The organism is Streptomyces coeruleofuscus, assembly GCF_039532725.1.
GTDB lineage: Bacteria > Actinomycetota > Actinomycetes > Streptomycetales > Streptomycetaceae > Streptomyces > Streptomyces coeruleofuscus.
The window spans coordinates 103,101-128,470 of sequence record NZ_BAAASE010000016.1 but is presented as its reverse complement, the minus strand read 5'-3'; the positions used below and the strand labels follow the sequence as shown (position 1 = coordinate 128,470).

The 25,370-nt window shown below is 70.0% G+C and carries 19 protein-coding genes and 2 pseudogenes; 10 read left to right on the top strand and 11 right to left on the bottom strand.

Going from position 1 to position 25,370, the window contains the following annotated elements; all coding sequences use genetic code 11:
• Nucleotides 1-143: 143 nt before the first annotated feature.
• On the top strand, nt 144-626 hold the full coding sequence (locus ABFX81_RS39715; protein WP_086855004.1) for a VOC family protein: 483 nt from the start codon (nt 144-146) through the stop codon (nt 624-626).
• Nucleotides 627-667: 41 nt separating this feature from the next.
• Here the strand turns inward: ABFX81_RS39715 and ABFX81_RS39710 are convergent, their stop codons facing one another.
• From ABFX81_RS39710 to ABFX81_RS39700, 3 genes are all read right to left on the bottom strand, one after another.
• Nucleotides 668-1,543, bottom strand: a complete 876-nt coding sequence (locus tag ABFX81_RS39710) for an aminoglycoside phosphotransferase family protein (protein WP_346139452.1) — start codon at nt 1,541-1,543, stop codon at nt 668-670.
• A 31-nt stretch (nt 1,544-1,574) separates the two neighbouring features.
• Complete coding sequence (locus ABFX81_RS39705) at nt 1,575-2,480, bottom strand: SGNH/GDSL hydrolase family protein (protein WP_086855006.1); 906 nt, start codon at nt 2,478-2,480, stop codon at nt 1,575-1,577.
• A gap of 137 nt (nt 2,481-2,617) precedes the next feature.
• Nucleotides 2,618-3,625 (bottom strand): zinc-binding alcohol dehydrogenase family protein, encoded by a 1,008-nt coding sequence (locus ABFX81_RS39700; protein ID WP_346139483.1) that lies wholly within the window; start codon nt 3,623-3,625, stop codon nt 2,618-2,620.
• Nucleotides 3,626-3,772: 147 nt separating this feature from the next.
• On the opposite strand from ABFX81_RS39700, the gene ABFX81_RS39695 reads away from it, so the two are divergent.
• The 3 genes and pseudogenes from ABFX81_RS39695 to ABFX81_RS39685 form a co-directional block, all read left to right on the top strand.
• Nucleotides 3,773-4,570: a VOC family protein gene (locus tag ABFX81_RS39695; protein WP_086855008.1), complete on the top strand. Its 798-nt coding sequence runs from the start codon at nt 3,773-3,775 to the stop codon at nt 4,568-4,570.
• A gap of 34 nt (nt 4,571-4,604) precedes the next feature.
• Nucleotides 4,605-5,303 (top strand): ribonuclease H family protein, encoded by a 699-nt coding sequence (locus ABFX81_RS39690; RefSeq protein WP_346139450.1) that lies wholly within the window; start codon nt 4,605-4,607, stop codon nt 5,301-5,303.
• 50 nt (nt 5,304-5,353) lie between these two features.
• Nucleotides 5,354-5,542 (top strand): annotated as a pseudogene (locus ABFX81_RS39685) (hypothetical protein); the annotation flags it as partial.
• Nucleotides 5,543-5,589: 47 nt separating this feature from the next.
• Here the strand turns inward: ABFX81_RS39685 and ABFX81_RS39680 are convergent.
• Both ABFX81_RS39680 and ABFX81_RS39675 read right to left on the bottom strand, forming a co-directional pair.
• Entirely contained in the window at nt 5,590-6,393 is an 804-nt protein-coding gene (locus tag ABFX81_RS39680; RefSeq protein WP_086853339.1) for an MBL fold metallo-hydrolase, read from the bottom strand.
• 66 nt (nt 6,394-6,459) lie between these two features.
• Nucleotides 6,460-6,714, bottom strand: coding sequence for a TetR family transcriptional regulator C-terminal domain-containing protein (locus tag ABFX81_RS39675; protein ID WP_346139482.1), 255 nt, complete (start codon nt 6,712-6,714; stop codon nt 6,460-6,462).
• Between the two features lie 151 nt (nt 6,715-6,865).
• Here ABFX81_RS39675 and ABFX81_RS39670 point away from each other — a divergent pair, with 151 nt between their 5' ends.
• The 4 genes and pseudogenes from ABFX81_RS39670 to ABFX81_RS42325 all read left to right on the top strand — a co-directional run.
• The gene (locus tag ABFX81_RS39670) at nt 6,866-7,078 is read left to right on the top strand and encodes a DUF4287 domain-containing protein (protein ID WP_346139448.1); all 213 of its coding nucleotides are present in this window, start codon (nt 6,866-6,868) and stop codon (nt 7,076-7,078) included.
• A gap of 99 nt (nt 7,079-7,177) precedes the next feature.
• A complete protein-coding gene (locus tag ABFX81_RS39665) occupies nt 7,178-7,843 on the top strand; it encodes a maleylpyruvate isomerase family mycothiol-dependent enzyme (protein ID WP_086853341.1) in 666 nt (221 codons plus the stop codon).
• Nucleotides 7,844-8,054: 211 nt separating this feature from the next.
• Nucleotides 8,055-10,661, top strand: coding sequence for a rifamycin-inactivating phosphotransferase (rph, locus tag ABFX81_RS39660; protein WP_086853344.1), 2,607 nt, complete (start codon nt 8,055-8,057; stop codon nt 10,659-10,661).
• Nucleotides 10,662-10,749: 88 nt separating this feature from the next.
• A pseudogene (locus tag ABFX81_RS42325) lies at nt 10,750-11,091 on the top strand (WapI family immunity protein); the annotation flags it as partial.
• A gap of 192 nt (nt 11,092-11,283) precedes the next feature.
• On the opposite strand, the gene ABFX81_RS39650 reads toward ABFX81_RS42325, so the two are convergent.
• From ABFX81_RS39650 to ABFX81_RS39635, 4 genes are all read right to left on the bottom strand, one after another.
• The gene (locus tag ABFX81_RS39650) at nt 11,284-13,722 is read right to left on the bottom strand and encodes a SpoIIE family protein phosphatase (protein ID WP_086853346.1); all 2,439 of its coding nucleotides are present in this window, start codon (nt 13,720-13,722) and stop codon (nt 11,284-11,286) included.
• Nucleotides 13,723-14,201: 479 nt separating this feature from the next.
• Complete coding sequence (locus ABFX81_RS39645; protein ID WP_086853348.1) at nt 14,202-15,167, bottom strand: glycoside hydrolase family 6 protein; 966 nt, start codon at nt 15,165-15,167, stop codon at nt 14,202-14,204.
• Between the two features lie 199 nt (nt 15,168-15,366).
• Nucleotides 15,367-17,436, bottom strand: a complete 2,070-nt coding sequence (locus tag ABFX81_RS39640; RefSeq protein WP_086853350.1) for a non-reducing end alpha-L-arabinofuranosidase family hydrolase — start codon at nt 17,434-17,436, stop codon at nt 15,367-15,369.
• A gap of 47 nt (nt 17,437-17,483) precedes the next feature.
• The gene (locus ABFX81_RS39635) at nt 17,484-19,127 is read right to left on the bottom strand and encodes a family 43 glycosylhydrolase (protein ID WP_086853355.1); all 1,644 of its coding nucleotides are present in this window, start codon (nt 19,125-19,127) and stop codon (nt 17,484-17,486) included.
• A gap of 362 nt (nt 19,128-19,489) precedes the next feature.
• Between ABFX81_RS39635 and ABFX81_RS39630 the strand changes: the two genes are divergently transcribed.
• Nucleotides 19,490-21,136, top strand: a complete 1,647-nt coding sequence (locus ABFX81_RS39630) for an RICIN domain-containing protein (protein ID WP_086853351.1) — start codon at nt 19,490-19,492, stop codon at nt 21,134-21,136.
• A gap of 50 nt (nt 21,137-21,186) precedes the next feature.
• Nucleotides 21,187-22,491, top strand: coding sequence for a CE1 family esterase (locus tag ABFX81_RS39625; RefSeq protein ID WP_346139446.1), 1,305 nt, complete (start codon nt 21,187-21,189; stop codon nt 22,489-22,491).
• A 289-nt stretch (nt 22,492-22,780) separates the two neighbouring features.
• On the opposite strand, the gene ABFX81_RS39620 is transcribed toward ABFX81_RS39625, so the two are convergent.
• Entirely contained in the window at nt 22,781-24,295 is a 1,515-nt protein-coding gene (locus tag ABFX81_RS39620) for a family 43 glycosylhydrolase (protein ID WP_086854105.1), read from the bottom strand.
• 42 nt (nt 24,296-24,337) lie between these two features.
• Nucleotides 24,338-25,291: a glycoside hydrolase family 36 N-terminal domain-containing protein gene (locus ABFX81_RS39615; RefSeq protein WP_346139445.1), complete on the bottom strand. Its 954-nt coding sequence runs from the start codon at nt 25,289-25,291 to the stop codon at nt 24,338-24,340.
• Nucleotides 25,292-25,370 lie beyond the last annotated feature (79 nt).

Below are 25,370 nucleotides of genomic sequence, written 5' to 3'. Positions count from 1 at the left end.
GGTCGGGCTCCTCCATCGCCGCGAAGCACCCGCCGCGGGCCGTGATGCCGTCCCGGCGAAATGATCACCCGCCCGGCCGATGAGTTTCCCGGCGTGGACCGGTCGACACAGATGACAGCGATCCACCGCTCCAGGAGGTACTCATGGCGTCCGACGGTTTCACCACGTGTCTCTGGTTCGACGGCCAGGCCGAGGAGGCCGCCCACTTCTACGTCTCGGTCTTCAAGAACTCCAGCATCGGAAAGATCGCCCGCTATCCCGAGGGAGCGCCCCAGCCCGCCGGCGGCGTGATGACCGTCGAATTCACGGCCAACGGCCACAAGTTCCTCGGACTCAACGGCGGCCCCCAGTTCAAGTTCACCGAGGCGGTCTCCTTCGTGATCACCTGCGAAAACCAGGAGGAGATCGACTACTACTGGGCCAGGCTCACCGAGAACGGCGGCGAGCCCGGCCCGTGCGGCTGGCTCAAGGACCGGTACGGCGTGTCCTGGCAGGTCATCCCCGACCGGCTCGACGACATGATCACCGACCCGGACCCGGCGAAGGCGGCCCGGGTGACCGAGGCGTTCATGGCGATGAGCAAGTTCGACATCGCGACCCTGGAGAAGGCGTACGCGGGCGAATGACGCACCCCCGACAGGGGCAGGAAACCCTTTCCTTTCTGCCCCTACCGGGACTCGGCCAGGATCTCCTTGATCACATGCCGCGAGTTCTCCGCGACAGGAGGGTTGGTGTCCCAGTAGTACGGGAGCGCGATGATCGCGATCGACAGGGCCCAGCCCCGGCCTCGCGCCCACTGGGCCTCGTCCGCGCCCACGCCCTCGCGGAAGGCGCCGCGGACCTCGGCGGGCAGCACACACCAGGCGCTGATGAGGTCGACAGCGGGATCGCCCACCCCCACCGTGCCGTAATCGATCACCGCCGTCAGCCGTCCGTCCTTGACCAGCAGGTTCCCGGCCATCAGATCGCCGTGCGCCCAGACCGGCGGCCCGGCGTACTCCGGGGCGCGCAGGGCCTGCTCCCACAGGTCCGTCACCGCAGCGGTGTCGATCCGCCCCGCCAGCTGCGCGAGCGCCTCACGCACGAACCGGTCCCGGGCCGCCAGGGGCACGCCCCGGTACCCGATGGGGCCCTCCGCCGCGTCGATCCGGCGCAGGGCGGTGACGTACGCCCCCAGGTCCTCGGCCAGCAGCCCGGGTGCCTCCAGCGAGCCGGGCACCGGGTTGCGACCGTCCAGCCAGCCGTACACCGCCCAGGGCCACGGGAAGTCCTCGCCGGGCTCACCCCGCCCCAGGGGTTCGGGAGCTGCGGTGGGCAGCCCGGATGCCAGCCGGGGCAGCCAGCGCAGTTCGTGCGTGATGCCCTCGACGGCGCGGGGATGCCGGGGGAGCCGTACGACCTTGTCCGCGCCGAGGCGGAACAAGGCGTTCTCCGTCCCGGAGGACTCCACGCGCCGCAGGGGCAGCCCCGCCCAGCGCGGGAATTGTCCCGCGATCAGCCGGCCGACGACCGAGACGTCGATGTCCACTTCGTCCTCATGCATTCGCACCGCGCACATGCCGCCATTCGAGCGGTCAACTCGCCGACTGTCGAATGGTTTTCGTGATCTCCCGGGCGATGCGCAGGATGCCGGGGGAGCGGACCGGGCAGGGCTTCGGCGTGGACGTCGTGGGCGCCAGGCAGAAGTGCAGGTAGTCGTCGTCGCGGTGCAGGGCCGTCCGGCCGCGCGACGGCTGAGTGCAGTAGTCGGGATGGGCACGCTCGTAGGCGGTGCACGGGAGGTACTGCGTCCAGGTGTAGCGGTCCGCGCCCGCGCTCACGGCTTTTCCGGCGTCGGCGACGATGCCGCCCGTCGTGGCGGCCAGCCGCTCGTAAAGCCCGTTCACCCGGCGCACCCGGTCGGGCGTGATGGGATCCGGTCCCTGGAGCACCCACACGATCCGCGGCCGGTGTGACCCGCCGGCTGTCGCGATCTGCTCGACGAGCTTGCGCGCGTCGGCCTCGTACCGCTTGAAGTACCGCTCCCGCGCACCGTCGTACGTGATCCTGTCCATGCACCAGGTGAAGTCCCAGGCGTTGCCCCAGAACTGCAACACCACGAAGTCCGGACGCAGCGACCGCACCAGGGCGGCCGCCTTGTCCCGGGCCGGAACGAGGGACCGCTCGGCCGTGCCCTCCAGGTAGTCGCACAGGGTGGTGCCCGAGTAGGGGGCGCTCGTGTACTTCGCGCGCAGGTCCCGGCGCAGCTCCTGGCCGAGGACCTTCTGGTTCTCCATGGCGAGCGAGTCCCCGAGGTACAGCACGGTGGGCGCCTTCACGGGGGCCCGGACGCTGGGGGAGGAGGCCGGGGCACGCTGGTGCGTGGTCGCGGACACCTCCGGAGCGGACGGCGGGGGAGTCTCGGGCCCGGACGACGGATCGCCGCACGCACCGAGCAGCAGCCCCGCCACCAGCACACCCACGAACCACGGTCTGCGCATACGGCAACTCCCGCCCCAGGCCGGTGAAACGGCTCCCCAGGCAAGCACAGCCGGGCCCCTGGGGGAAGACGCGCGTCGGCCACGGAACGCGGTCCCGGGCGAAGACGTGACGGCGGGTCAGGCCCACTCGCGGAGCTTCACGACAAGTCGTTCACCAGCACCGCCGCCCCGTCGAACCGCCCTGCCTTCAGATCGGTGAGCGCCTCCACGGCGCGCGACAGCGGATACGTGTGGGTGGTCGCGCGTACGCCGTACCTTGCCGCGAGGGTCAGGAACTCGCGGCCGTCCTCGCGCGTGCTGGAGGCGACGCTGCGCACCTGCTTCTCGTAGAAGAGCTCGGTCTCGTAGTGCAGGGGAGGCGTGTCGGTGAGGTGGATGCCGGCGATCGCCAGGACACCACCGCGGTCCAGGGCGCGCAGCGCGACCGGAACCAGCTCGCCCACGGGGGCGAAAAGGATCGCGCTGTCCAGCGGCTCCGGCGGCCGCGCGTACGCGTCCTGCGCGGAGGCCGCGCCCAGCTCCAGCGCCAGCCGCCGGGCGGCCGCCCCGCGCGTCATGACGTGCACGGTGGCACCCTGGGCGAGCGCCACCTGCGCGCACAGATGAGCGCTGCCCCCGAAGCCGTACAGCCCGAGCCGTCCGCCGGGCGGCAGCCCGGCTCGCCGCAGCGCCCGGTGGCCGATGATGCCCGCGCACAGCAGGGGAGCCAGGGCCACGTCCGGCACGCCGTCCGGCAGCCGGTAGGCGAACGCCGCCGGCACCGTCGTGTACTCCGCGTAACCGCCGTCGGCGCACCAGCCCGTGTACTCGGAACGGGGGCACAGGTTCTCCGCGCCACGCGCGCAGTACGCGCAGCCGCCGTCGGTACGGCGCAGCCAAGCCACACCGACCCGGTCACCCACCGCGAAGCCGCGCGCCCTCGCGCCCGCCCCGGCCACCACACCGACGACCTCGTGACCGGGCGTGACGCCCACCCGGCGCACGGGCAGGTCGCCCTCGACGACGTGCAGGTCGGTGCGGCACACCCCGCAGGCGCGCACACGCACTAGCAGCTCGTCGTCCGCAGGCACCGGCACCGGCTTCCCGACCAGCCGCAGAGACCCCTCCTCGACCGGGCCCGGCCGTACCACCGACCACGCGCGCATCGTCCCGTCCGCCATGCCGCCGCTCCCCGTCCTGCCGAGGGCTCCCGCCCAGTCTGCGTCGGAACCGCCCGTTCGGCGCGCGGGCCCGCCCGCTGGTGATTAGCGTGAGGAAACGGACTATCCACCCATTTGGAGAGGGTCGCAGTCATGGCCGTGCAACCTGAAGGAAGCCCGTGCTGGGCCGACGCGATGTTCGGCGACCTCGAAGGGGCCAAGAGCTTCTACGGAGACGTCCTCGGCTGGACCTTCGCCGAGGCGTCGACGGAGTTCGGCAACTACACCCAGGCCTATGCGAACGGCAAGGCGGTCGCCGCCGTCGTCCCGCCCATGCCCGGCCAGGAGGGCCAGTCGCAGTGGTGCCTGTACTTCGCGGCCCGGGACGCCGCCGCCACCGCCGCCCGGATCCGTGATCACGGCGGCGAGGTGCTGATGGAGCCGATGCAGGTCGGCGAATTCGGCACCATGTGCCTGGCCCGCGACCCGGGCGGTGTCGTCTTCGGCGTCTGGCAGGCGGGCACCCATGAGGGGTTCGACACGATGGCCGAACCGGGTGCCTACACATGGGCGGAGGTCTTCACCCGCGAGCCCGAGAAGTCCGACGCGTTCTTCCCCGCCGTCTTCTCCTACAAGCAGAAGGAGATGGAGCACGAGGCGATGGACTTCCGGATCTACGACCTCGGCGACCGCAGCGTGCTGGGCCGGATGAAGATGACGGACGACTTCCCGCCCGAGGTGCCGCCGTACATCAACGTGTACTTCGCCGTCGAGGACTGCGACGACGCCGTCGCGAAGGCCACCAAGCTCGGCGGCGTCCTCCGGTTCGGGCCCATGGACACCCCGTTCGGCCGGTTCGCGGCCATCAGCGACCCGCAGGGCGCCGACTTCTCGGTCATCGACATCACCAGGACCGAGGGCGAGATGCCGAGGACGACCGACGTGAGCTGAGGACCTCCGGCCGGACGGCCCACGCGGCCATGGCATGATCGGGGCCATGCGTGAACGTGTTGTGGCCGCGTGTGACGGGGCTTCCAAGGGAAATCCCGGGCCCGCGGGCTGGGCCTGGGTCGTCGCCGACGCTTCCGAGAGCCCGGTGCGCTGGGAGGCGGGGCCGCTCGGCAAGGCCACCAACAACGTCGCGGAACTCACCGCGCTGGAGCGCCTGCTGGCGGCCACCGACCCGGACGTGCCGCTCGAGATCCGGATGGACTCGCAGTACGCGATGAAGGCCGTCACCACCTGGCTGCCCGGCTGGAAGCGCAACGGCTGGAAGACGTCCGGAGGAAAGCCGGTCGCCAACCAGGACCTCGTCGTGCGCATCGACGAGCTCCTGGACGGCCGCTCGGTCGAGTTCCGCTACGTGCCCGCCCACCAGGTCGACGGCGACCGGCTCAACGACTTCGCCGACCGCGCCGCCAGCCAGGCCGCCACCGTCCAGGAGTCCGCGGGCAGCGACCTCGGCTCCCCCGAGCCGCCGCCCTCCCCGGACACCCCGGCCAAGGCCCCGCGCTCCCGAACGCGCGGCGGCGCGGCCCGCACCGCGAAGGCCTCCTCTCGCACCATCAAGGCCAAGTTCCCCGGCCGTTGCCAGTGCGGCCGCTCCTACGCGGCCGGTGAGTCCATCGCCAAGAACGACCGCGGCTGGGGCCACCCGGAGTGCCGCACGGCCGAGACCGTCTGACCGGTTCCTCGGCCGGCGGATCTGGTCAGCCGTGACCTCTCCGCCGGCGTGGAGCGTCGAACGTCGTGGAACTGCGCGTCACCACCGTGGACTCCGACCACCGGGTCCTGGGCCAGGTCACCCTCGATGACGCAGCCGTCGCCGACGACCTCTTCTCGGTCCTGATGGGTGAGGACGTCGAAGCCCGCCGCCACTCCATCCAACGCAACGCCAAGGATGTTCGTTTCCTTGGCGTCTGACCCCGACTGTCGGGTTGGGTCGATGTGACAGCAGGCCTCGAACGCGGTCAGCTCGTCGAGCGCACCGATGCGGTCGTCGCCTGACCGATCGTGAAGGTGGCACCGGGGGTGGCGTAGTCGACAGGACCGTCGAACCGGGCCGAGGCGCGTGCCACCGCCTGCTGCGGTGTGAGGAAGCGGCCGACATGCGTGACGATCAGCCGGCCCGCCCGGGCCGCGCGGGCGGTGCCACCGGCATCCTCGGGCGTGTGGTGCACCTGATCACCCTCGGCCTGCGCCTGCGCGCTCTCGGCCTCGCACAGCAGCACGTCGCATCCCTCGGCCAGCTCGGTGAGGCTCTGGCACGGCGCGGTGTCCCCGGAGTAAACCAGCGACCTGCCGACCGTCTCGATGCGCACGGCGAACGCCGGAATGCCGTGCGCCACCGCCCGGCTGGTCAGCCGCAGCGAGCCGATGGTCACCTGATGCCCGTCGTGCAACTCGGTGACGGCGAAGGCGGATTCGATCGGGCTACGGGCCGGTGTGTTGGTGAGGAACCCGGCCAGCCGGTCGGCGATTCCCGGTGGGCCATAGAGGGGAATCGGCGCAGCCAGGCGGATGTCTGCGTACAGGGCGCCGTAGTACGCGGTGAGCAGGTCCGCACTGTGATCGGCGTGCAGGTGGGAGATCCAGATCGCGTCGAGCTCCTCCAGCCGCACGTGCCGTTGGAGCGGGCCGAGCGTGCCGCTCCCGGCATCCACCCAGATTCGGGTGTCGCCGCTCGACACGAGATAGCCCGAACACGGGTTGTCCACGCTCGGGTACGGTGTCGCGCATCCGAGGACCGTAAGGCGAAGAAGCTGATCACTCATCCCGGGATCTTAGAACGCACTCTCCGCAGGTTTTCAGAGTTTCTCCCTCGGAAGACGACGGCCGTGTCAGGACCCAGTGGCACTGTCCGGGATCAGCGTGTCCAGCGCCCGGTCCAGGACTGTGAGCAGGTGCTCGTGCTCCTGTGGGGTGTACAGCATGCGCAGTGCCAGGCCGTCGGACAGTGCGATGACGGCATCGGCGAGGGCCGCCGCATGGGTTTCGTGCCCGGCCGACTCCAGCCAGGTGGCCAGTGCCTGACGGACGTCCTGGTCGACCTGCCGCCGGATCGCGGCAAGGCGGGGGTGTTGCGCCGCGTGGATGGCGAAGGCGAGTTGCGCGGTGGCTTCGGCGCGTCGTTCGGCGTGGAGGTGTGACGCAGCACACCTTCATCGACCGATGACTCCGTTCGTGCCGCTCGGTCATACCAGCGACGAGACCGAAGCAACACAACGGACAGACAGGATGACCGACATGACCACCACCGCGAAGGGCCCTGCCAGCTACTTCCCTTCCATCGAGAAGAAGTACGGTCGCCCGATCGCCGAGTGGAAGGACCTGATCCGCTCCTTGCCTCTGACCAAGCACATGGAGCTCGTGAACTGGCTCAAGGCCGAGCACGGCCTGGGACATGGTCACGCCAATGCCCTGGTCGCGCACACCCTCGCCGAGCGGTCCGGCAACTGAGCTGCTGCGCATGCGGGCACATTGCACCGGGGCGGTCCGAGTGCCCCAATTACCCCTGTGCTGGCCCCGCAGCACAAACGCGACAGGAGACCCTCCGGCGTGACTGATCCAGAACTGACAGCAGACCGCAGCCGTGGGGCTGGCCCCTGGCCCCTGATCCACGCTGAGCGAACGGCGTTGGCCGCTGATCTCGCAGATCTGACTGACGAGCAGTGGGCGACGTCGTCGCTGTGCACCGAATTCACAGTGCGCGAGGTGCTGGCGCACCTCACTGCGGGAGCGAGCCTCAACTCCCTGCGGTGGCTGGCGGGTGTGCTCCGCTGCCGTTTCGACTTCGACAAACAGGTGGCCATGCGACTGGCGGAGCAGTTGGGCGCCACCCCGGCCGAGACGCTGGAGAGATTCCGGCGCGCGGCCTTGAACACGATCAAGCCTCCCCTTCCTGCCGTGGCCATACTGGGCGAGACCATCGTGCACGGAGAGGACATCCGGCGCCCGCTGGGCATCAGTCGTGAGTACCCGATCGAGGTGGTCACGCTGGTGGCTGAGTACTACCGCGGCTCGGACCTCGTGGTCGTTGCCAAGGGACGCATCGACGGCCTGACCCTCGCAGCGGATGACGGCCCTTTCACCACGGGTTCCGGGCCACTCGTCTCCGGTACCACCTTGGCCCTGGTGATGGCGATGACCGGGCGCTCGACGTACTGCGACGACCTCGAAGGCGATGGCGTGGAGCTCCTCCGCGGGCGCAGCGGGATGGCGTAACTGCGCGGCAAAAGGCAAAGGCAAGGAGAGCTCTCTCCTTGCCACTCTCAACTTATAGCGCACTGGGGGGCTTGCGGCAAGACCCGGGTCGTCGCGCAGAATCCTCCGCCGAGGCCACAACCTGGGTTGCGGGCGTTGGGGACGGATGGCCGTGTGCGTGTCGCCGGATCGGTGCGGTGCGGCCGGGTACGGCGGCCACAGAGGGAGCGCAATGATTGAGCAGTATGTGTTGGACCTTCAGGACATTGACGGGGGTCAGGTCGCGGTCGCCGGCGGCAAGGGCGCGCACCTGGGCGAGCTGTCGCGGATCGAAGGCATCGGCGTACCGGGTGGCTTTTGCGTGACGACGGAAGCCTTCCGGCGGATCATGGCGGAAGCGCCGTCGATCGACGATGAGCTCGACCAGCTGTCACGCGTGAAGCCGGATGACCGGGAGGCGATCCGCACGCTCAGCGCGGAGATTCGCCGGACCATCGAAGGAATCGCCATTCCGGACGATCTCGCGGCGGCGATCATCCGGGCGCTCGCTCAGCGCGGCGAGCAGGCTGCCTACGCCGTCCGGTCCAGCGCGACGGCAGAGGACCTGCCGACGGCCTCCTTCGCCGGCCAGCAGGACACGTACCTGAACGTCGTGGGGCCGACCGCGGTCCTCCAGCACGTCAGCCGGTGCTGGGCCTCGCTGTTCACCGAGCGGGCCGTGACCTACCGCCAGCGCGGCGGCATCGACCACCGTTCGGTCCGCATGGCCGTGGTCGTGCAGCGGATGGTCTTCCCGCGTGCGGCCGGCATCCTGTTCACGGCCGACCCCGTCACGGGCAACCGGAAGGTCGCCACAGTGGACGCCGGATTCGGTCTCGGCGAGGCCTTGGTCTCCGGCCTGGTGAACCCGGACGTCTTCAAGGTGCGAGAAGGCGAAGTCGTCGCCAAGACGATCGCCGCCAAACAGCGTGCCGTTCATGCCCTGCCGGCCGGCGGTACGCAGGAGGTGGCGATCGACTCGCGGCGGCAGGAGGAGCCGGCGCTCACAGATGCGCAGGTCGTGCGACTCGTGCGGCTCGGGCGCAGGATCGAGGCGCACTTCGGCGGTCCGCAGGACATCGAATGGTGCCTCGTCGACGACGACTTCCGGATCGTTCAGAGCCGGCCGATCACGACGCTGTTCCCCATCCCCGAGACCGGTGACCAGGAGAATCACGTCTATGTATCCGTCGGGCATCAGCAGATGATGACCGACCCCATGAGGCCCCTGGGGCTCTCCATGTGGCAGCTGACGGCCATGGCACCGATGCACGAGGCCGGCGGGAGGCTGTTCGTCGACGTCGCCCCGCGCCTGGCCTCGCCCGCGAGCCGCGCCGGCCTCCTGGACGTCGTGGGCAGAGGCGATCCACTGGTCAGGGACGCGCTGCAGACGGTCCTCGACCGCGGCGACTTCGTGCCTGCACTGCCGGACGCGGGGCCCGACGGGCCGCCGGGCCCCGGCGGCGCGTCCGCCCCGATCGAGACCGATCCGGCCATCGTCAGCGAGCTGATCGAGCGCAGCCAGGTGTCCATCGCCGCTCTGGAGCGTGACATCCGGACGAAGTCCGGGCCGGCGCTGTTCGGCTTCCTGTCGGAGGCCTTCGAGGAGCACAAGCGGGTCCTCAGCGATCCGCTGAGCATGCAGGCGATCATGGCGGGGATGGAGGCGACGTGGTGGCTCAACGACAAGCTGCGGGAGTGGCTGGGGGAGAGGAACGCGGCTGACACGCTCACGCTGTCCGCCCCCGACAACGTCACGTCGGAGATGGGACTGGCGTTGCTCGACGTCGCGGACGTGATCCGCCCGCATCCGGAGGTGGTGGCGTTCCTGCAGAGCGTGGGCGTCGAAGACGAGGGTTTCCTGGACGACCTGGCGAAGCTCGCGGGAGGGACCGAGGCGCGCGACGCCATCGAGGCCTACCTCGACCGGTACGGCATGCGCTGCGTCGGCGAGATCGACATCACGAGACCTCGCTGGCGCGAGCGCCCCACCACGCTGGTGCCCGTGATCCTCGACAACGTCAGGAACTTCGAGCCGGGAGCCGCCGAGCGCCGCTTCGAGCAAGGGCGGCAGAAGGCGCAGGAGAAGGAACAGGACGTGCTGTCACGCTTGCGGGCCCTGCCGGACGGGGACCGGAAAGCCGACGAGGCCAAGCGGATGATCGACCGGGTCAGAACCTTCATCGGGTACCGGGAGTACCCGAAGTACGGCATCGTCAGCCGCTACTTCGTCTACAAGCAGGCCTTGCTGGCGGAGGCCGAGCGCCTCGTGCAGGCAGGCGTGCTTCCTGAGAAGGAGGACATCTTCTACCTGACGTTCCAGGAACTCCACGACGTCGTGCGCTCGCAACACGTGGATGACCGGCTCATCCAGCAGCGCAAGGACGCGTTCCGGTCGTACCACGCGCTCACACCGCCCCGGGTCCTCACATCGGACGGTGAGGCCGTCACCGGGGCGTACCGGCGCGACGACGTGCCGGCCGGCGCCCTGATCGGCCTGCCGGTTTCCGCCGGGACCATCGAGGGGAGGGCCCGCGTCATCCTTGACCTGGCGGAGGCCGACCTCGAACCGGGCGACATCCTGGTCACGACCTTCACAGACCCCAGTTGGTCGCCCCTGTTCGTCGGAATCACGGGCCTGGTGACGGAGGTGGGCGGCCTGATGACCCATGGCGCGGTCATCGCCCGGGAGTACGGCTTGCCGGCCGTCGTGGGAGTGGAACGGGCCACCCGGCTGATTCGGGACGGGCAGCGGATCCGTGTGCACGGAACCGACGGGTACGTCGAGGTCCTGGCTTGACCGACTACACCGGGAACAGGTCGCCTGACAGTGCGGTGCGTGCCGCGGCTCGGCCGCGAGGTCGAGGGAGGCAGGCCGGCCGTCTCCGGTAGACACTGACCGCTGGGACGACAACTGGCTCGTCATCGGGGCCGAAGTCACCGCTCCGGCGGCCGGCTGGTCCTTCACCAACTCGTGTCTGCTGGTAGACGAGGCTCATGAGTTGTCCGCGTGGTTGCGTGCCGTCGCAGACGGGCGGAGGCCGGACGCGCAGCAGGACTCGGAAGGACACCTCGTCCCGGACCTTTCCGTCCTCGAACCGGTCCTCGCCTTCAGCCAGGTCCGGTGGCACGACGGCACGGGACTGCTGCGGGTCCACCTCTCGCTCTCCAGGTTGATGCGGGCAGCGGAGGAATGGGACCAGCGCCTCGCGCGGTTTCCTCTGCGCTGAGGCTGGAGCCCGGCGTCGGTTCTCCGACCCGGTCGGCCGACCGGGCACGCCCCGGCTCGGGTGTCCGGGCCTGGATGGTTTCGGGCCTGGGTGCTTCCGGCCCGCCCCATACGGGCGTTCGGCCCGCCCTCGCATCTCCGCCAGCCCGTCCGGACGATGCAGCGCCCAGGCCGGAGGCAACCGCGGCTCAGCCTAGGGGAGCGTCTGCGCGCACCAGATCGTCTTGCCGCTGGTGGTGTGCCGGGTGCCCCACCCCTGGGTGAGCTGGGCGACGAGCAACAGTCCCCGGCCGCCCTCGTCGAAGGCGCGAGCCCGGCGTAGGTGCGGGGCGGTGTTGCTGGCGTCGGAGACCTCGCAGATCAGGGACGTATCGCGGATCAGCCGGAGCCTGATCGGCGGCTCGCCGTATCTGATGGCGTTGGTGACCAGCTCGCTGACGACCAGTTCGGTGACGAAGGCCGACTCCTCCAGGCCCCAGGCGTCCACCTGGTCGACGGCGAACTTCCTGGCGTGCGGCACCTGCGCGGGGTCGGGTTCGATGTCCCAGTCGGCGATGTGATGGGGATCCAGCGCGTGCGTGCGAGCGAGCAGCAGGGCGGCGTCGTCGGTGCGGCGTTCCGGGAGCATGGCGTCCATCACCGTGTCGCACAGGGCCTCCAGTGAGGTGGCCGAGTGGTTCAGGATCCGCTGGAGTTCGGCGATCCTCTGGTCGACGTCGCGCTTGCGGCTTCGCACCAGTCCGTCGGTGTAGAGGGCGAGCAGGCTGCCCTCGGGCAGCTCGAGCTCGGTGGCCTCGAAAGGCAGCCCACCGATACCGAGCGGCGGTCCCGGCTGTGCGGATACGGGTGTCCTGGCGCCGTCCGCGGAGATGATCAGGGGCAGGGGGTGGCCGGCGCTCGCCAGCGTGAAGCGCCGGGAGACGGGGTCGTAGACGGTGTACAGGCAGGTGGCCCCGGACTCGCCGGTCTGCTGGAAGTGGCCGGCGGGCTGGAGGTCGCTGGCGAGGTGGAGGACCAGGTCGTCCAGGTGGGTCAGCAGCTCGTCCGGCGGCAGGTCGACGTCGGCGAGGGTGCGGACCGCCGTGCGCAGCCGTCCCATGCTGGCCGAGGCGTGCAGGCCGTGGCCGACGACATCGCCGACGACCAGGGCGACCCGGGCGCCGGACAGCGGAATGACGTCGAACCAGTCACCGCCCACTTCGACGCCGGTCCCGCCGGGCAAGTAGCGGGATGCCACCTCGACCGCCTCCTGTTTCGGCGGCCCCTGCGGCAGCAGGCTGCGTTGCAGGGTCAGCGCGGTCGTGCGTTCGCGCGAATACCGGCGGGCGTTGTCGATGGCGACGGCTGCCTTGGCGGTCAGTTCCTCGGCGAGGATCAGATCGTCGGCGGTGAAGGCCTCCGGCCGGTCGGTGCGGGAGAAGGCGACGACGCCGAGCAGCGCGCCGCGCGCCCTGAGCGGCACGGTGATCCGGCCGGTCAGCCCGTCCGCGGCGATGGACCCGTCGATCAACGGGTTGCCCGGTGGCCAGTGGGCCGGGTCGGAGGCGAGTCCGGGCCCGAAGGCCCATTCGCCGCCCTCGCCGGGATCGGCAGCGAGCTCGACCGTGGACCTGCCGGTGGCCACGCAGCGGGCGGCGACAGAACCGGGAGGGTGGCTGACCGGCATCGGGAGCCCGGGAGTCCCGTCGGTGTCCTCCTTCGCGCTGTGCTGGGCGGCACGGCTGAGCGTCATGGTCTCGCCGGGGACGAACGCGGACGCGGAGGGCGGTTCCTCCCCGTGCAGCACCTCGTCGAAGAGATCCACGCTGACGAGGTCGGCGAATCCCGGCACCGGGGTCATGGCCAGTTCCTGGGCGGTGCCGATCAGGTCGAGTGTCCGGCCGATGCCGCCGCTGGCCTCGTTCAGGATGAGCAGGCGCTGCCGAGCCCAGTACTCGGCGCTCATGTCGAATCCCCAGTTGGCGACCGCGCGGACCCTGCCCTCGGCGTCTCGGACGGGCCAGATGCTGGTGGCCCAGGCGTTCGCGTAGTTACTGCCGAGCGGGCGGAAGACGGTGATGAGACGCGCGGGCTCGCCCGTCCTCGCCACTTCGGCGAGCTTGTCGGTGTAGGGCTTGTCGTCCCTTTCGGGAAACAGCTCGCGGTCGAATTCGGGCAGCACCTCGCGGTACTTCTTCCCGAGCACTTGCTCCTCGGAGTGCGCGATCACCCGGCCCGAAGAGGCGTTGATCCACAGGAAGCGCAGCTCAGGGTCGTAGGCGCCGAGAGCGAAGGGACACTGCTCGAAGGCCCGGTCGGCGATCACCGGGCGGCGTCCCCAGTGCTGGATGGTCACCACGTGACCCAGTGCCCGCCCGTCGGGGCCGGACAACGGGTGAGCCGCCACCACGGCGTCCACCGTGGAACCGTCCCGGTGGCGCAGGGGGATGGAGCCCGTGGGGTCGGGGCCGGCGCCGTAGCCCTCGGGAAACCCGTCGGGTGGGGGACCGGCCAGCAGGTCGGTCACGGGACGCCCGACGGTGTCCTCCGCCGTCCAGCCCAGCAGCAGCCGCCCTCCCTCGCTCCAGCCGCTCACCACGCCGTCCGGGTCCACAACGACTGCGGCAGTGGGGGCGTCCCTTGTGCCGGCCATTTCCACGCGTCACGCCTCCGTCCGGACAGCCGTCCTGCCAGGGCTGGTTTCCAGCGGCTGTTTCCAGACTAGATCCGCCCCCGCTCCACGGCGCTCCGGCCTGTTTGCTGTGCGGACTCGCGCACCCACGGCCGCTTCCGCGCAGCGGCCGCTCCGGGGCCGCGATCGGCGCTCGGAGGTTTCTGCGGCCTTCAGCCAGGGCGCGCGCACGGCCATGTTCATGACCTTCCCGAGGCTTGCGTCGGCGTCGCGGTGAGGGCCGCGAATGCGGTGGCCGCGCGGCGCCGTAGCAAGGGCCGTACGCATCCGTGACGCATGACTGCTCCGGCACGACGGTGGACGCGGGAATGCCCACGGTCCGGTCGGCTGCCGATCGCCTGTGCGCAAGACGCTGAGCGGCGGATTCGGCCGGAGCGTGGCGGACGGCGCCGCGGCCCGGTCGTGGGGGAGAGCCACGGCCGGGCCACGGGAGTCCGGCATCAGTAGCCGTAGATCATCTTGTAGGCGACCTCGGGGAGGAACTGCCCGGCCGAGGAGCCGCCTCCGACGCCGCAGTTGCCGTCGGACTCGCCCGGAACCTTGATCCACAAGAGCATCTCGGCGCCTCCGCCCAGCTGGGTCGGGGTGCCGATGCGGCGGCCTGCGGGGTTGCACCACTGGCCGTTGGAGCCGTTGCCGTTGCGGCTGGTGTCCACGACGAACGGCTTGGTGTAGCCGTAGCGGGAGCTCAGTTCACGGTTGACGGCGTTGCCGTAGGCGGTGTTCTCGGCGGTGGGGATGTAGTTGGAGATGTTGAGAGAGAAGCCGTGGGCCTGTCGGAGGCCGGCTTCGTGCAGGCGCCGGGCCATGGTCGCCGCGTCGGCCCAGCGCGGATTGCCGGCGTCCATGTAGACCCAGGTGTTGGGGGCCTGACGGCTGAACTGGGCGAGGGCGCCGCTGAGCATGCCCTCGCGTTCGTCGATCTGCGCCTGGGTCATGCAGCCGTAGTCCCCGAGGGAGTCCGGTTCGAGGATGACGACGGCGGGACGGTTGGCGATCCCGCCGGCGAACTGGGCGATCCAGTCGGCGTAGGCGGACGGCGAGGCGGCTCCGCCCGCGGAGTGCCCGCCGCAGTAGTCGCGGTTGTAGATGTTGTAGGCGACGAGGAGGGGCAGCTTGTCGGCGCGGTCCGCTGCTCCCGCGTAGGCACCCGTGGCGGTGCCGATGGTGCCGCTCCAGGAGCCGAACCAGCGGGCCATCGGGGTATTGGCGATGGAGGCGTTGATGGCGGCGGCCCGGCCGTCGCCGGGGTTGGCGGCCACCCACCTCTTCGCGCTGGATTCGGGGTCCACGTAGAAACCACTGGTCATGGTGGTCGGGTCAGCGGCGTGGGCGGACGGTGCGGCGGCGAACGCCAGCGGCAGAGCGAAGAACGCTGCGGCCAAGGCGCGGAGTCTGCGGCGCATGACTGTACCTCGATTTCCTGGCAGGGGAGCAGTGCGTCGCACGCTCTGGTCCCGAGCGTGCGACCTGAGCAATAGCGGTGTCACGGCCCGATGGTGGGAGCGCTCCCACTGGGGATCCAGGCACTCAGGCGCGGAGCACCAAGTGACCGGCACGGGCCCTGTGGGAGTGGGCCCCGCACGAGCGGCGGGGCTCACTGGGTCAGCAGGTGGAGTTGGTCTGGGTGAGCAGGCCCAGCCGCCAGGGGAGGAGGTTGTAGTCACCGCCCGCGCTGGGGTTCATGCCTTGGTAGAGGTACTGGAGCCGGCAGGCGGGGATGGTCAGTGTCTGGTCGTAACCGGCACGGATCATCTCACCGTGACTGATGTCCCTGGTCCAGGCTCCCGAGGGGAAGGCGACGTTGTTCGACTTGGCGAAGGGGTTGCTCTCGGATGCGGCCAGTTGCGTCCAGGAGCCGGCGAGGTTGCTCGTCGTCCAGGAGCGGAAGTAGCGCCGGCCGTCCGATCCGATGGCCTCGACCAGGAGCAGATACTGGTTGGAGCCCTGCACCTTGTACACGTTGCTCGCTTCGAACAGGGCGAACTTGGAGTCCTGCGCCGCGATGACGGTGTTGGTGAAGCCGTTCGGGAACTGGCCGACGGTCGTCCGGGAGCGGTACAGGTGCCCGTTGTCGTCGGAGGAGAACAGGTAGCAGTTGGCGCTGTCGCAGATCACCCACATGTCGACCCAGTGACCGTTGCCGATGTTCTGCTTGATGATGTCCGGCATCGACGAGTAGAAGTTGCGCGGTGCACTCCACCCGTTCGGATTGCTGATGTCGGGGTTGGTGGAGTAGGACGCGTTGCCCGTCTGGTAGACGAGGTACCACAGGCGTTGCGGCGCGTAGTAGAACACCTGCGGTGCGGCCCGGTACCCCTTCCCGATGGCGCTGCGGTCCAGGTAGTGGTGCGTGGCCGAGCCGGCCTGCGACCAGTCACTGAAGTTCAGGTACACCAGGTTGTATCCGGAGGAGCTCGCGGTACTGGCGAACACGTGGTACTTGCCGTTGTGGCGGACGACCGTCGGATCCTTGATCCCGGCGATGTTGTGGGTGGCGTCCGACTTCGGTGAGATCAGCGGGCCGCTGGAGTTCCAGGAGAACCGGGACGGCAGCGCGGCGGCGGACCGGGCCGAACGGGTGCCGGTCTTCTGAGCTGCGGGAGTGCCGCTGTCGGCCTTCCGCGCCGCGGGAGTGCCGCCCATTGCGGTGAGCGTTGACGCGTAGGCCGGCTTCTTGTTGCCGTTGCGGTCGAACAGCAGGGGGTTCTCCCCACTGCGCCAGGAGTCGCTGTCGCGGATGCCCCACACGGTGATGCCGGTGCAGCGCGCCACGTTCATACAGGCCCGCATCGTGTTGGCGTAGGCATTCGGCGGCGCCTGCGCGATGTCGAGTTCGGTGATCTGGACGTCCACACCGAGGGCCGCGAAGCTCGACAGCGTCGTCTGGAAACTGGCGGGCGGGCCGCCGGCCCCGAAGTGGGCCTGGAGGCCGACGCAGTCGATGGGCACGCCGCGCGCCTTGAAGTCGCGCACCATGCGGTAGACACCCTGGGTCTTCGCGGCGTTCCAGTCCTCGATGTTGTAGTCGTTGTAGCAGAGCTTGGCCGCCGGGTCGGCCGACCTGGCCGTGCGGAACGCCTGCTCGATGAAGCCGTTGCCCAGCACGTCCCGGAACACCGAGCCGCGCAGCTGGCCGCTGCCGCCGTCGGCGAAGGCCTCGTTGACCACGTCCCAGGAGTGGATCCGGCCCTTGTAGCGGTTCGCCACGGTGGTGATGTGGTTGTTCATCACGCTCCGCAGCGTGTTGGCGTCCCTGATGGCCTTGACCCAGTCGGGCAGCTGGGAGTGCCAGACCAGGGTGTGGCCCCGCACGCGCTGGCCTCGTGCCGCCGCGCGGTTCACGATCTGGTCGGCGGCGCCGAAGGTGAACTGTCCGCGGGACCGCTCGGTCGCGTCCCACTTCATCTCGTTCTCGGCTGTGACCGAGTTGAACTCGCGGTCCAGGATGCGGGTGTACGTTCCGTCGCCGAGCCGTCCGGTGGCAACGGCGGTCCCGAAGTACCGTCCGGACTGGGCCGCTTGGGCGCCCAGAGTGCTGGCCTGGGTCCCCGGGGTGCCGGCCTGGGCCGTGTCGGGTGCGCCGGTCGCGGTGCCGGGTGTGATCAGCGCGGCCGTGGCCAGCAGGCCTAAGACGGAGGCTCGGCGACGGCCGAGCCGTTTGAGCGGGTTCATGGTTCTCCTTGGGGTGGGGGGTTGGGTGGTGCGCTCCATGCCGTCGTTCAGGGCGTGGACAGTTCGAACCGCGTGATGCGGACCGCGCCGCCGAGCGCCTGTGTGGCGTGGTTGAAGAGGGCGAATCGGTAGCCCATGAAGAACCGCCAGTCGTTGCCCATGGAGAAGGCGGGCCCGAGGCGGGTGAAGGCGGTGCCGCCGGTGCTGTAGGAAAAGGTGCCGGGCCGGGGCGCGCCGGGACGGATGTCCGCGCTCGCGCGCAGCCGGATGCGGCCGCCGGAGACCGGGGCGCTCGCGACCTCGGTGCCGGTGCCGGTGGTGTTCCAGTTGCTGTCCATGGTCAGCCCGTTGACCATCACGACCCGCGTCGCGCCGCCGTCGCGTTTGACCCCGATCCAGGCCGAGGAGTCACGGAGCAGGGCGAGCCCGGCCCGGTCGCCGTCCCGCATCGCCGAGAAGTCGAGCTCGACCGTGGCCGTGGAAGCGGGACCCTGGATGCGGTGGGTGAGCGTGTTGCGGGCCCAGTACAGGTCGTTGGTGACGGTCGCGGTCCGCAGGGTCAGTCCGTTGTCGACCGACCACTTGGTGTTGTCCGGGTTGTGGTTCCACTCCCACCTCGGTTTGAGGGTCGTGCCGTCGAAGGTGTCTACGCCGATCATGGGGGTGACCTGGCGGGGTGGAGTGGGCACGGCCGGGCTGGGGTACGAGGTGCCCCACGCGCCGTTGACGAGTTGCACGACGGGCCAGCCGTCCGGGGTCCAGGTGACGGGTGCCAGGGCGGGCATCCGGCCGCCGGGGTACGCGTCGACGAAAGCCAGGTAGTACCAGGCACCGCTCTGCGTCTGCACCAGCCCACCCTGGTGGGGGACGCCACCGCCGGGGATCGGCCCGCGCAGGTCGAGGAGCACCTGCCGCATCGTGTACGGACCGAAGGGGCCGCTCGACGACTTCAGGATGTACTGGCCGTTGGCCGGACGAGTGAGGAAGATGTAGTACTGCCCGTTTATCTTGTAGAAGCGTGCCCCTTCCAGCGTTCCGACACTCGACGGCGTGGTGAACACCTGCTGCGTGCGGACCTGGCTGCGGCCGTCACGCGAGAGCTGGGCCACGCTGATGGTGGTGTTGCCGTAGGCCACGTACAGGGTGTCGTCGCTGTCCACGAGCAGCCCCGCGTCGTAGTACGGCGTGCTGATCGTCGTCAGCCTGCTCCAGGGTCCTTCGACGGCGGTGGCGGTGTAGACGTACGTCCTGGCGAAGTCGATCTGGCCGAGCCAGTAGAAGGTCCTGTTGCTCGGACGGTAGGCCAGCGACGACGCCCAGATGCCCCGGACATAGCCCCGGCCGCCGTTCAGGTCGTACTTGGCGCCGAAGTCGAGGGTCGGCACCGAGTGACCGGCGATCTCCCAGTTCACGAGGTCGTACGAGCGCAGGACGGGTGCGCCCGGCGAGTAGTGCATCGTCGAGGCGGAGGCGTAGTAGGTGGCGCCGACGCGGATGACGTCGATGTCCGCGAAGTCCTGCCAGATGACCGGGTTCGTGTACGCCGGGGCGGCCGCGAGGGGCGACTCCCGGGCGGGAGCGGCCGCGGCGGTCCGCGAGGCTCCGGCAAGAGGCAGGAAGGCACCGGTGACCAGGCCGGTGCCGGCGGCCAGAGCCCGGCGACGGCCCACAGGTTGACGCGAGCATGACATGTCCACGTGTCGCTCCCTCTGCGGGTGATGCGCTTCGGAGGGTGGGTCCCATGGGTGTTCGGCATTACGAACAGTAATCAACTGGTGAGCATTCTGGATGGTAGGTGGTTGAGAGCTCCCGTCAATATGTCTCGCATGATTCGTTGAGAGTGCCGAAATGTTTCGCTGTTCTGTCCCGTGCAGGTGCCGATGGCGGAAATCTTGAACGGCCGATGGAGTTGACAAGCGTGGGAAGCTCCCTAGTATCCGTGCCGTCAGCGATCCGAAACTAGTTCGAAATTCCCAGCGATCCGGCCATGTCATGACCATGCCATAGACCGGCGACGGTGCGGCAGTCATCCCCTGTCTGAAAGGACCCCACAGTGCCCAGACGATCAGTCAGACGACTGCTCCGTCTCATCGCGGCCGCCGCGCTGACGTTCACCGCGTCCGTGACGGCCTCCGCTCACTCCACCGCCTCGGCCGCGCCCGGCAGCCCGGCGCTCACCCCACCGTTGGGGTGGAACAGCTGGAACAGCTTCGGATGCGGGATCACCGAGGCCCAGGTACGCCAGGCCGCCGACGCGATGGTGTCCTCGGGCATGCGGGACGCCGGCTACCGGTACGTGGTGGTCGACGACTGCTGGTTCGACCCGCAGCGCGACGCGGCAGGCAACCTGCGGGCCAATCCGGCCAAGTTCCCCAGCGGGATGAAGGCACTCGGGGACTACATCCACAGCAAGGGCCTGAAGTTCGGCATCTACCAGGTGCCGGGCGAGCGCACCTGCGCGCAGACCGTGGGGACCTACCCGGGTTCCACGGGCAGCAAGGGGCACGAGGTCCAGGACGCCGCCACGTTCGCCTCGTGGGGCGTCGACTACCTCAAGTACGACTGGTGTTCCTCGAGCGGCACCCGTGACGAGCAGGTCGCGCGGTTCACGCTGATGCGTGACGCCCTGCGCGCCACCGGGCGGCCGATCGTCTACAGCATCAACCCCAACAGCTTCCACGCCCCCACCGGCGCCACATACAACTGGGGCGAGGTCGCCGACCTGTGGCGGACGACCGAGGACCTGCTCGACATCTGGCAGAACGGCAACACCAACAGCTATCCGATGGGCGTCGGCAACGTCCTGGACGTCACCGCGCCGCTGGCGGCGCAGTCGGGCCCGGGGCACTGGAACGACCCCGACATGCTGGTCGTCGGCCGTCCCGGACTTTCACTGACCGAGTCCCGCTCGCACTTCGCGCTGTGGGCGCTGCTGGGTGCCCCGCTCATGGCGGGCAATGACATCCGCACCATGTCCGCCGACGTGAGCGCGATCCTGCGCAACCCGCGTCTGCTGGCGGTGAACCAGGACCCGCTGGGAGCGGGCGGGCGCAGGGTGCGCGACGACGGCAGTACCGAGGTGTTCGCCAAGCCCCTGTCCGACGGCTCGGTCGCTGTGGGCCTGTTCAACCGGGGAGGCGGTACGGCGACAGTCACCACCACGGCGGCGCAAGTCGGCCTGTCCGGCGGTTCGTTCACCCTCACGGACCTGTGGACCGGCGGCACGTCGAGCACGTCCGGGCAGATCTCGGCGAGCGTCCCCGCGCACGGCGTGGCCGTGTTCCGGGTGAGCGGGGGCAGCCCGCTGGCCGCCACCACCTCGCGGCTGCGCGGCAACGCGTCCGGCCGCTGTCTGGACGTGGACAACTCCTCCACCGCTGCCGGGGCGACGGTCTTGATCTGGGACTGCCATACGGCCGCCAATCAGCTGTGGACCGCGTGGGCCGGCGGCGAGATCCGTGTCTTCGGCGACAAGTGCCTGGACGCCTCCAACCGGGGCACCACCAACGGCACGCGTGTCGTCACGTGGCCCTGCAACGGCCAGAACAACCAGAAGTGGACCGTCGGTTCCGACGGGTCGATCCGCAACGTCCACGCCGGACTGTGCCTCGACGTCGACCGGGCCGGCACCGCCAACGGAACCCCGCTGGTCCTGTGGACCTGCAACGGCCAGGCCAACCAGAAGTGGACCCGCGCGTGACACCCCGCTCCGACCGGCCAAGGCGATGCTCCAACGGAAAGGGGAGTCGTATGACGAAAGGCTCGGCATTCCACTTATGGCCCTCCGTGTTCGCGGTGTTGCTCGTCCTGACCCTGGGAGGCACGGCGCTGGCCGGTGACCACCGCGCGGACACGTCGCCCGCGGCCTCCGGCACGGCTTCCGCAACCGTCGGCACCGCTGCCGTGACCCCCGGATGCGGCAAGGCGCCCACGCTGACGAGCGGTACGCACACGCTCCGGAGCGGCGGAAAGAACCGGAGCTTCATCCTGCGCGTCCCGGACGGCTACGACCGCAACCGTGCCCACCGGCTGGTCTTCGGGTTCCACTGGCTGGGCGGCACCTCCACCGACGTCGCCACGGGCCGCACCGTGGAAACGGGCACCTGGGCCTACTACGGGCTCCAGCGACTGGCGAACAACAGCACCATTTTCGTCGCACCCCAGGGCCTCAACAACGGCTGGGCCAACGCCGGCGGCGAAGACGTCACCTTCGTCGACGACATGATCAGGCGGATCGAGGCGGACCTGTGCGTCGACACGGCACAGCGCTTCGCCCTGGGATTCAGCTACGGCGGCGCCATGTCCTACTCGCTCGCGTGCTCCCGGGCGACGGTCTTCCGCGCGGTCGCGGTCCTGGGCGGCGGACAGCTCAGCGGATGCAGCGGCGGCACTCAGCCCATCGCGTACCTGGGAGTGCACGGCCTCAGGGACAGCGTGCTCGGCATCTCCGGCGGACGGGCGCTGCGGGACAGGTTCGTCAGGAACAACGGCTGTACCCCGCAGAACCCGCCCGAGCCGGCGCAGGGCAGTCTGACGCACCGGGTCACCACCTACTCCGGGTGCAGGACCGGGTATCCGGTCGCCTGGGCCGCGTTCGACGAAGGGCACATCCCCGCTCCGCAGGACGGGGCCGGCGGTGACAGTGGCTCCCGCACCTGGGTGCCGGGAGAGGTGTGGAAGTTCTTCACACAGTTCCAGACCTCCAACCCGTCACCGGGACCCGCCGGCTGCCGGGTCACCGGCACCGTCAGTGCGTGGAACACCGGCCTGACCTCGAACATCTCCGTCACCAACACCGGCGCCACCGCGATCGACGGCTGGTCCTTGATGTTCACTCTGCCCGGCGGGCAGACCATCACCTCCGGCTGGAACGCGGAGTACTCGCCCGCCTCCGGCCGGGTGACGGCGAGGAACGACTCCCACAACGCCACCATCGCACCCGGCGCGACCGTGGACATAGGCTTCCAGGCCGGCCATACAGGCAACGCCGCTCCGCCGAGCTCCTACACGCTCAACGGCACCCCTTGTGCCGTCACGGAGAGTGCAACGAACTGACAGATGGGCCTGCCGGGCGGCGTGGAGCGTTGCCAGCGCCTCGTGCGGCGGGCCCATCCGTCGAGCTCCTCTACCGGGGCTCGGGTGTGAGTGAGCCGGAGAGGGGGGCCGTGCCGTCGGGCGCGGCGATCGCGGTGCCGCCGGACAGTCCCAGGACGACGAGCAGCGCCACCAGCAGGCCGGGCATGCGTCCGGGGCCGCGGCTGCGGTGGTGTGACGGTCTCCGTATGTCCTTCACGCCGCATGCCTCTCGGTCAGTGGTACCGGGGGGGCAGCGGGGTGCCTTGGTTCAGCCGGCGAGGGGCTCGTAGTCGAACCAGTCGAAGTGGACGGTGCCCCCCGCGGCGTACATGCCGACGACCCGGCCCGTGAAGCCGCCGGCGACCTCGGTCGACAGGTAGCGGCCGTCGAGGGTCGCGAGCTCGTTGAACGTGCCGTCGTGCTGCTCGACGCCGAGGGAGACGACGTCGGGTCCGGTGCACGGTCCGTGCGGAGACGGCGGTTCCGTCATCGTGACGGCGAGGACAACCGGCCCGGCGGGCACGGACTGTGCGGCCACGACCGTGCGCAGGTCGCCGACGCGCGCGACCACCCGCACCCGCGTGTCGGACACCTCGATCGCGTAGTGGTGCCGCTCGTCGAGCCGGACGGCGAGGCCGCCGCTGCCCTCCGCGGCATCGACCAGAGTGCGCGCCCGGCACGACAGGTGCTGCTGACGCCGGCCGGTGAACACCACGTCGGGCTCGTCAAGGGAGCCGCCCCGCGCGCGGAGCGTCAGCCATCCGGGGCGCTCCTTGGTGGTGCAGTGTTCGGCGGGCCGGTCGCGCAGCGAGATCCAGTGCGGTCGCAGTTCGGCGAGCTGGAAGTCGTCCCGGTGCTCCTCGACAGGGCTGGGGGAGAGCGGCCACGGGAGCTCGGGCAGGTCCAGGGCGACCTCGCCGACGACCGGCCAGTCGTCCACCCAGGTCACGGGAGCCAGAAAGGTCTCCCGGCCGAGCACGTGCCAGCCCGGGGTGCCGCCGCCCGGCCGTACGCCGAGCAGCACCATCCACCACGAGCCGTCGGGGGCCTGCACGAGATCGGCGTGCCCGGTGTTCTGGACGGGGTGGTCGGTGCCGCGATGGGTCAGGATCGGGTTGGCCGGACACGGCTCGAACGGACCGGCGGGCGTACGGCCGCGGGCGATCGAGACACCGTGGCCGCGCTCGGTGCCGCCCTCGGCGATGAGCAGGTACCAGTAGTCGCCGATCCGGTACAGGTGCGGCGCCTCCGGGGCCTTGGCGCCGGGCCCGCCGGACCAGAGCTTGTGCGGGGTTCCGTAGGTCCGCCCGGTGGACGGGTCGAGGCGGACCTGCGAGACCCCGGCGACCGTGCACCAGCAGGTGCCGTCCTCGTCCCAGACCAGGTCGGGATCGATGCCGGGGACACCCGGCGCCCAGATGGGGTCCGACCACGGTCCCGCGGGGTCGGTGGCCGTGACGATCAGGTTGCCGCCGCCTTCGCTGCAGTTGGTGACGATCAGCCAGAAGCGGCCGTCGTGGTGGCGCAGGGTGGGGGCGTAGATCCCGCCGGAGGACGACATGGAGGCGGGCAGACGCAGTTGCTCAGGCCGGTCCAGAGCGTTGCCGATCTGCGTCCAGTGCACCAGGTCACGGCTGTGGAAGAGGGGCACTCCGGGGAAGTACTCGAAGCTGGAGCACGCCAGGTAGTAGTCGTCGCCGACGCGGCAGACGCTGGGATCGGGGTGGAAGCCGGGGATCACGGGGTTGGCGAAGCGTCCGTCCGGCTGGCGCAGAGGGGGCACCCGATTGGTCCTCTCGTCGATTCGTGATGGGGCGTGGGTGGTTCAGGGAGCGCTTGGGGCCGTGGGGGTGATGCGGAGCAGGACGGCGGACGGCGCGGTGGGCAGGGTCAGGCTCAGCTCGGTCGTGTCGGGCGTCCAGGCGGGAACGGCCCGGCTGGCCGAGGGGTAGAGCAGGTCGACACGGGCGGCGGTGTCCCGCAGGTGGGGCAGGTGAAGCGCCGCCGTGGCGTCGGTTCCGGAGCGGCGCCAAGCGGTGAGGTAGGTGGTGGCGGGTGTGCGCAGGGTCGGGGCCCAGCACCAGCCCCCGCCGTTGTGCTCGATCTGCCACACCCAGGTGCGGCCGGTGATCCGGTCCGTCAGGCCGCCCATGGGGAGGCGTCCGCAACTGGACCAGGTGCCCTGTCCATTGGGGGCGAAGCCGCCTCTGCCGTGCCCGTTGGTCACCCGTCCGCCGTGGGCCGGTGTGGTCAGGCGCATCGGCTGCCGCTGCCAGCGGCATTCGGTGAGCCAGTCGTTCTCCGCCCACAGCAGGTCCGCGGCGTCGATGGCCGCCGGGTCCTGCGGAGTGAGGCAGCCCACCGCGAGCGAGCTGACCGACTCCAGGTGCAGCGTGCCCTGCCCCTCGTTGCGCAGGGTCACCTCGCTGCGGAGCACGGGGATGCCGTCCGGTGATCGGTAGGTCACCTCCGCGGCCAGCCCGGTTTCCGGATCGTGGAGGTGCACGGTCAGGGTGTGCCAGTCGCCGTCGTGGGAAGCCCGGTGGGACCGGTGGCGCAGACGCCCGCCGAGGTCGGTGCCCACGAGGCGGTTGCCCGACCAGCCACGGCCGTGGCCCGCGGCCGTCACCTCCACCAGAGGCAGGGAGGCACCGGGGATTCGCTGCGTTTCGCCGGGCAGTCCAAGGTGCGTGAGGCGGGGGCTGCCGTCGTCAGCGACGACGATCTCGAGGTGAAGGGCCTCATGCCCCCAGTGGAAGGTCCCTTGTTCCTCGGTCATGTCGGCCCTTTCCAGATCGTGGGCGGTTCGACGCACGAGTCATGGCGGCGGCCTTCCTGGGATGACTGTCGAAGCGCTT

Bases quoted from the DNA above. Each gene is read 5' to 3' on its own strand.
- ABFX81_RS39715 (WP_086855004.1), top strand. From the start codon at position 144: ATGGCGTCCGACGGTTTCACCACGTGTCTCTGGTTCGACGGCCAGGCC.
- ABFX81_RS39710 (WP_346139452.1), bottom strand. From the start codon at position 1,543: ATGCATGAGGACGAAGTGGACATCGACGTCTCGGTCGTCGGCCGGCTG.
- ABFX81_RS39705 (WP_086855006.1), bottom strand. From the start codon at position 2,480: ATGCGCAGACCGTGGTTCGTGGGTGTGCTGGTGGCGGGGCTGCTGCTC.
- ABFX81_RS39700 (WP_346139483.1), bottom strand. From the start codon at position 3,625: ATGCGCGCGTGGTCGGTGGTACGGCCGGGCCCGGTCGAGGAGGGGTCT.
- ABFX81_RS39695 (WP_086855008.1), top strand. From the start codon at position 3,773: ATGGCCGTGCAACCTGAAGGAAGCCCGTGCTGGGCCGACGCGATGTTC.
- ABFX81_RS39690 (WP_346139450.1), top strand. From the start codon at position 4,605: ATGATCGGGGCCATGCGTGAACGTGTTGTGGCCGCGTGTGACGGGGCT.
- ABFX81_RS39680 (WP_086853339.1), bottom strand. From the start codon at position 6,393: ATGAGTGATCAGCTTCTTCGCCTTACGGTCCTCGGATGCGCGACACCG.
- ABFX81_RS39670 (WP_346139448.1), top strand. From the start codon at position 6,866: ATGACCACCACCGCGAAGGGCCCTGCCAGCTACTTCCCTTCCATCGAG.
- rph (WP_086853344.1), top strand. From the start codon at position 8,055: ATGATTGAGCAGTATGTGTTGGACCTTCAGGACATTGACGGGGGTCAG.
- ABFX81_RS39650 (WP_086853346.1), bottom strand. From the start codon at position 13,722: ATGGCCGGCACAAGGGACGCCCCCACTGCCGCAGTCGTTGTGGACCCG.
- ABFX81_RS39645 (WP_086853348.1), bottom strand. From the start codon at position 15,167: ATGCGCCGCAGACTCCGCGCCTTGGCCGCAGCGTTCTTCGCTCTGCCG.
- ABFX81_RS39640 (WP_086853350.1), bottom strand. From the start codon at position 17,436: ATGAACCCGCTCAAACGGCTCGGCCGTCGCCGAGCCTCCGTCTTAGGC.
- ABFX81_RS39635 (WP_086853355.1), bottom strand. From the start codon at position 19,127: ATGTCATGCTCGCGTCAACCTGTGGGCCGTCGCCGGGCTCTGGCCGCC.
- ABFX81_RS39625 (WP_346139446.1), top strand. From the start codon at position 21,187: ATGACGAAAGGCTCGGCATTCCACTTATGGCCCTCCGTGTTCGCGGTG.
- ABFX81_RS39615 (WP_346139445.1), bottom strand. From the start codon at position 25,291: ATGACCGAGGAACAAGGGACCTTCCACTGGGGGCATGAGGCCCTTCAC.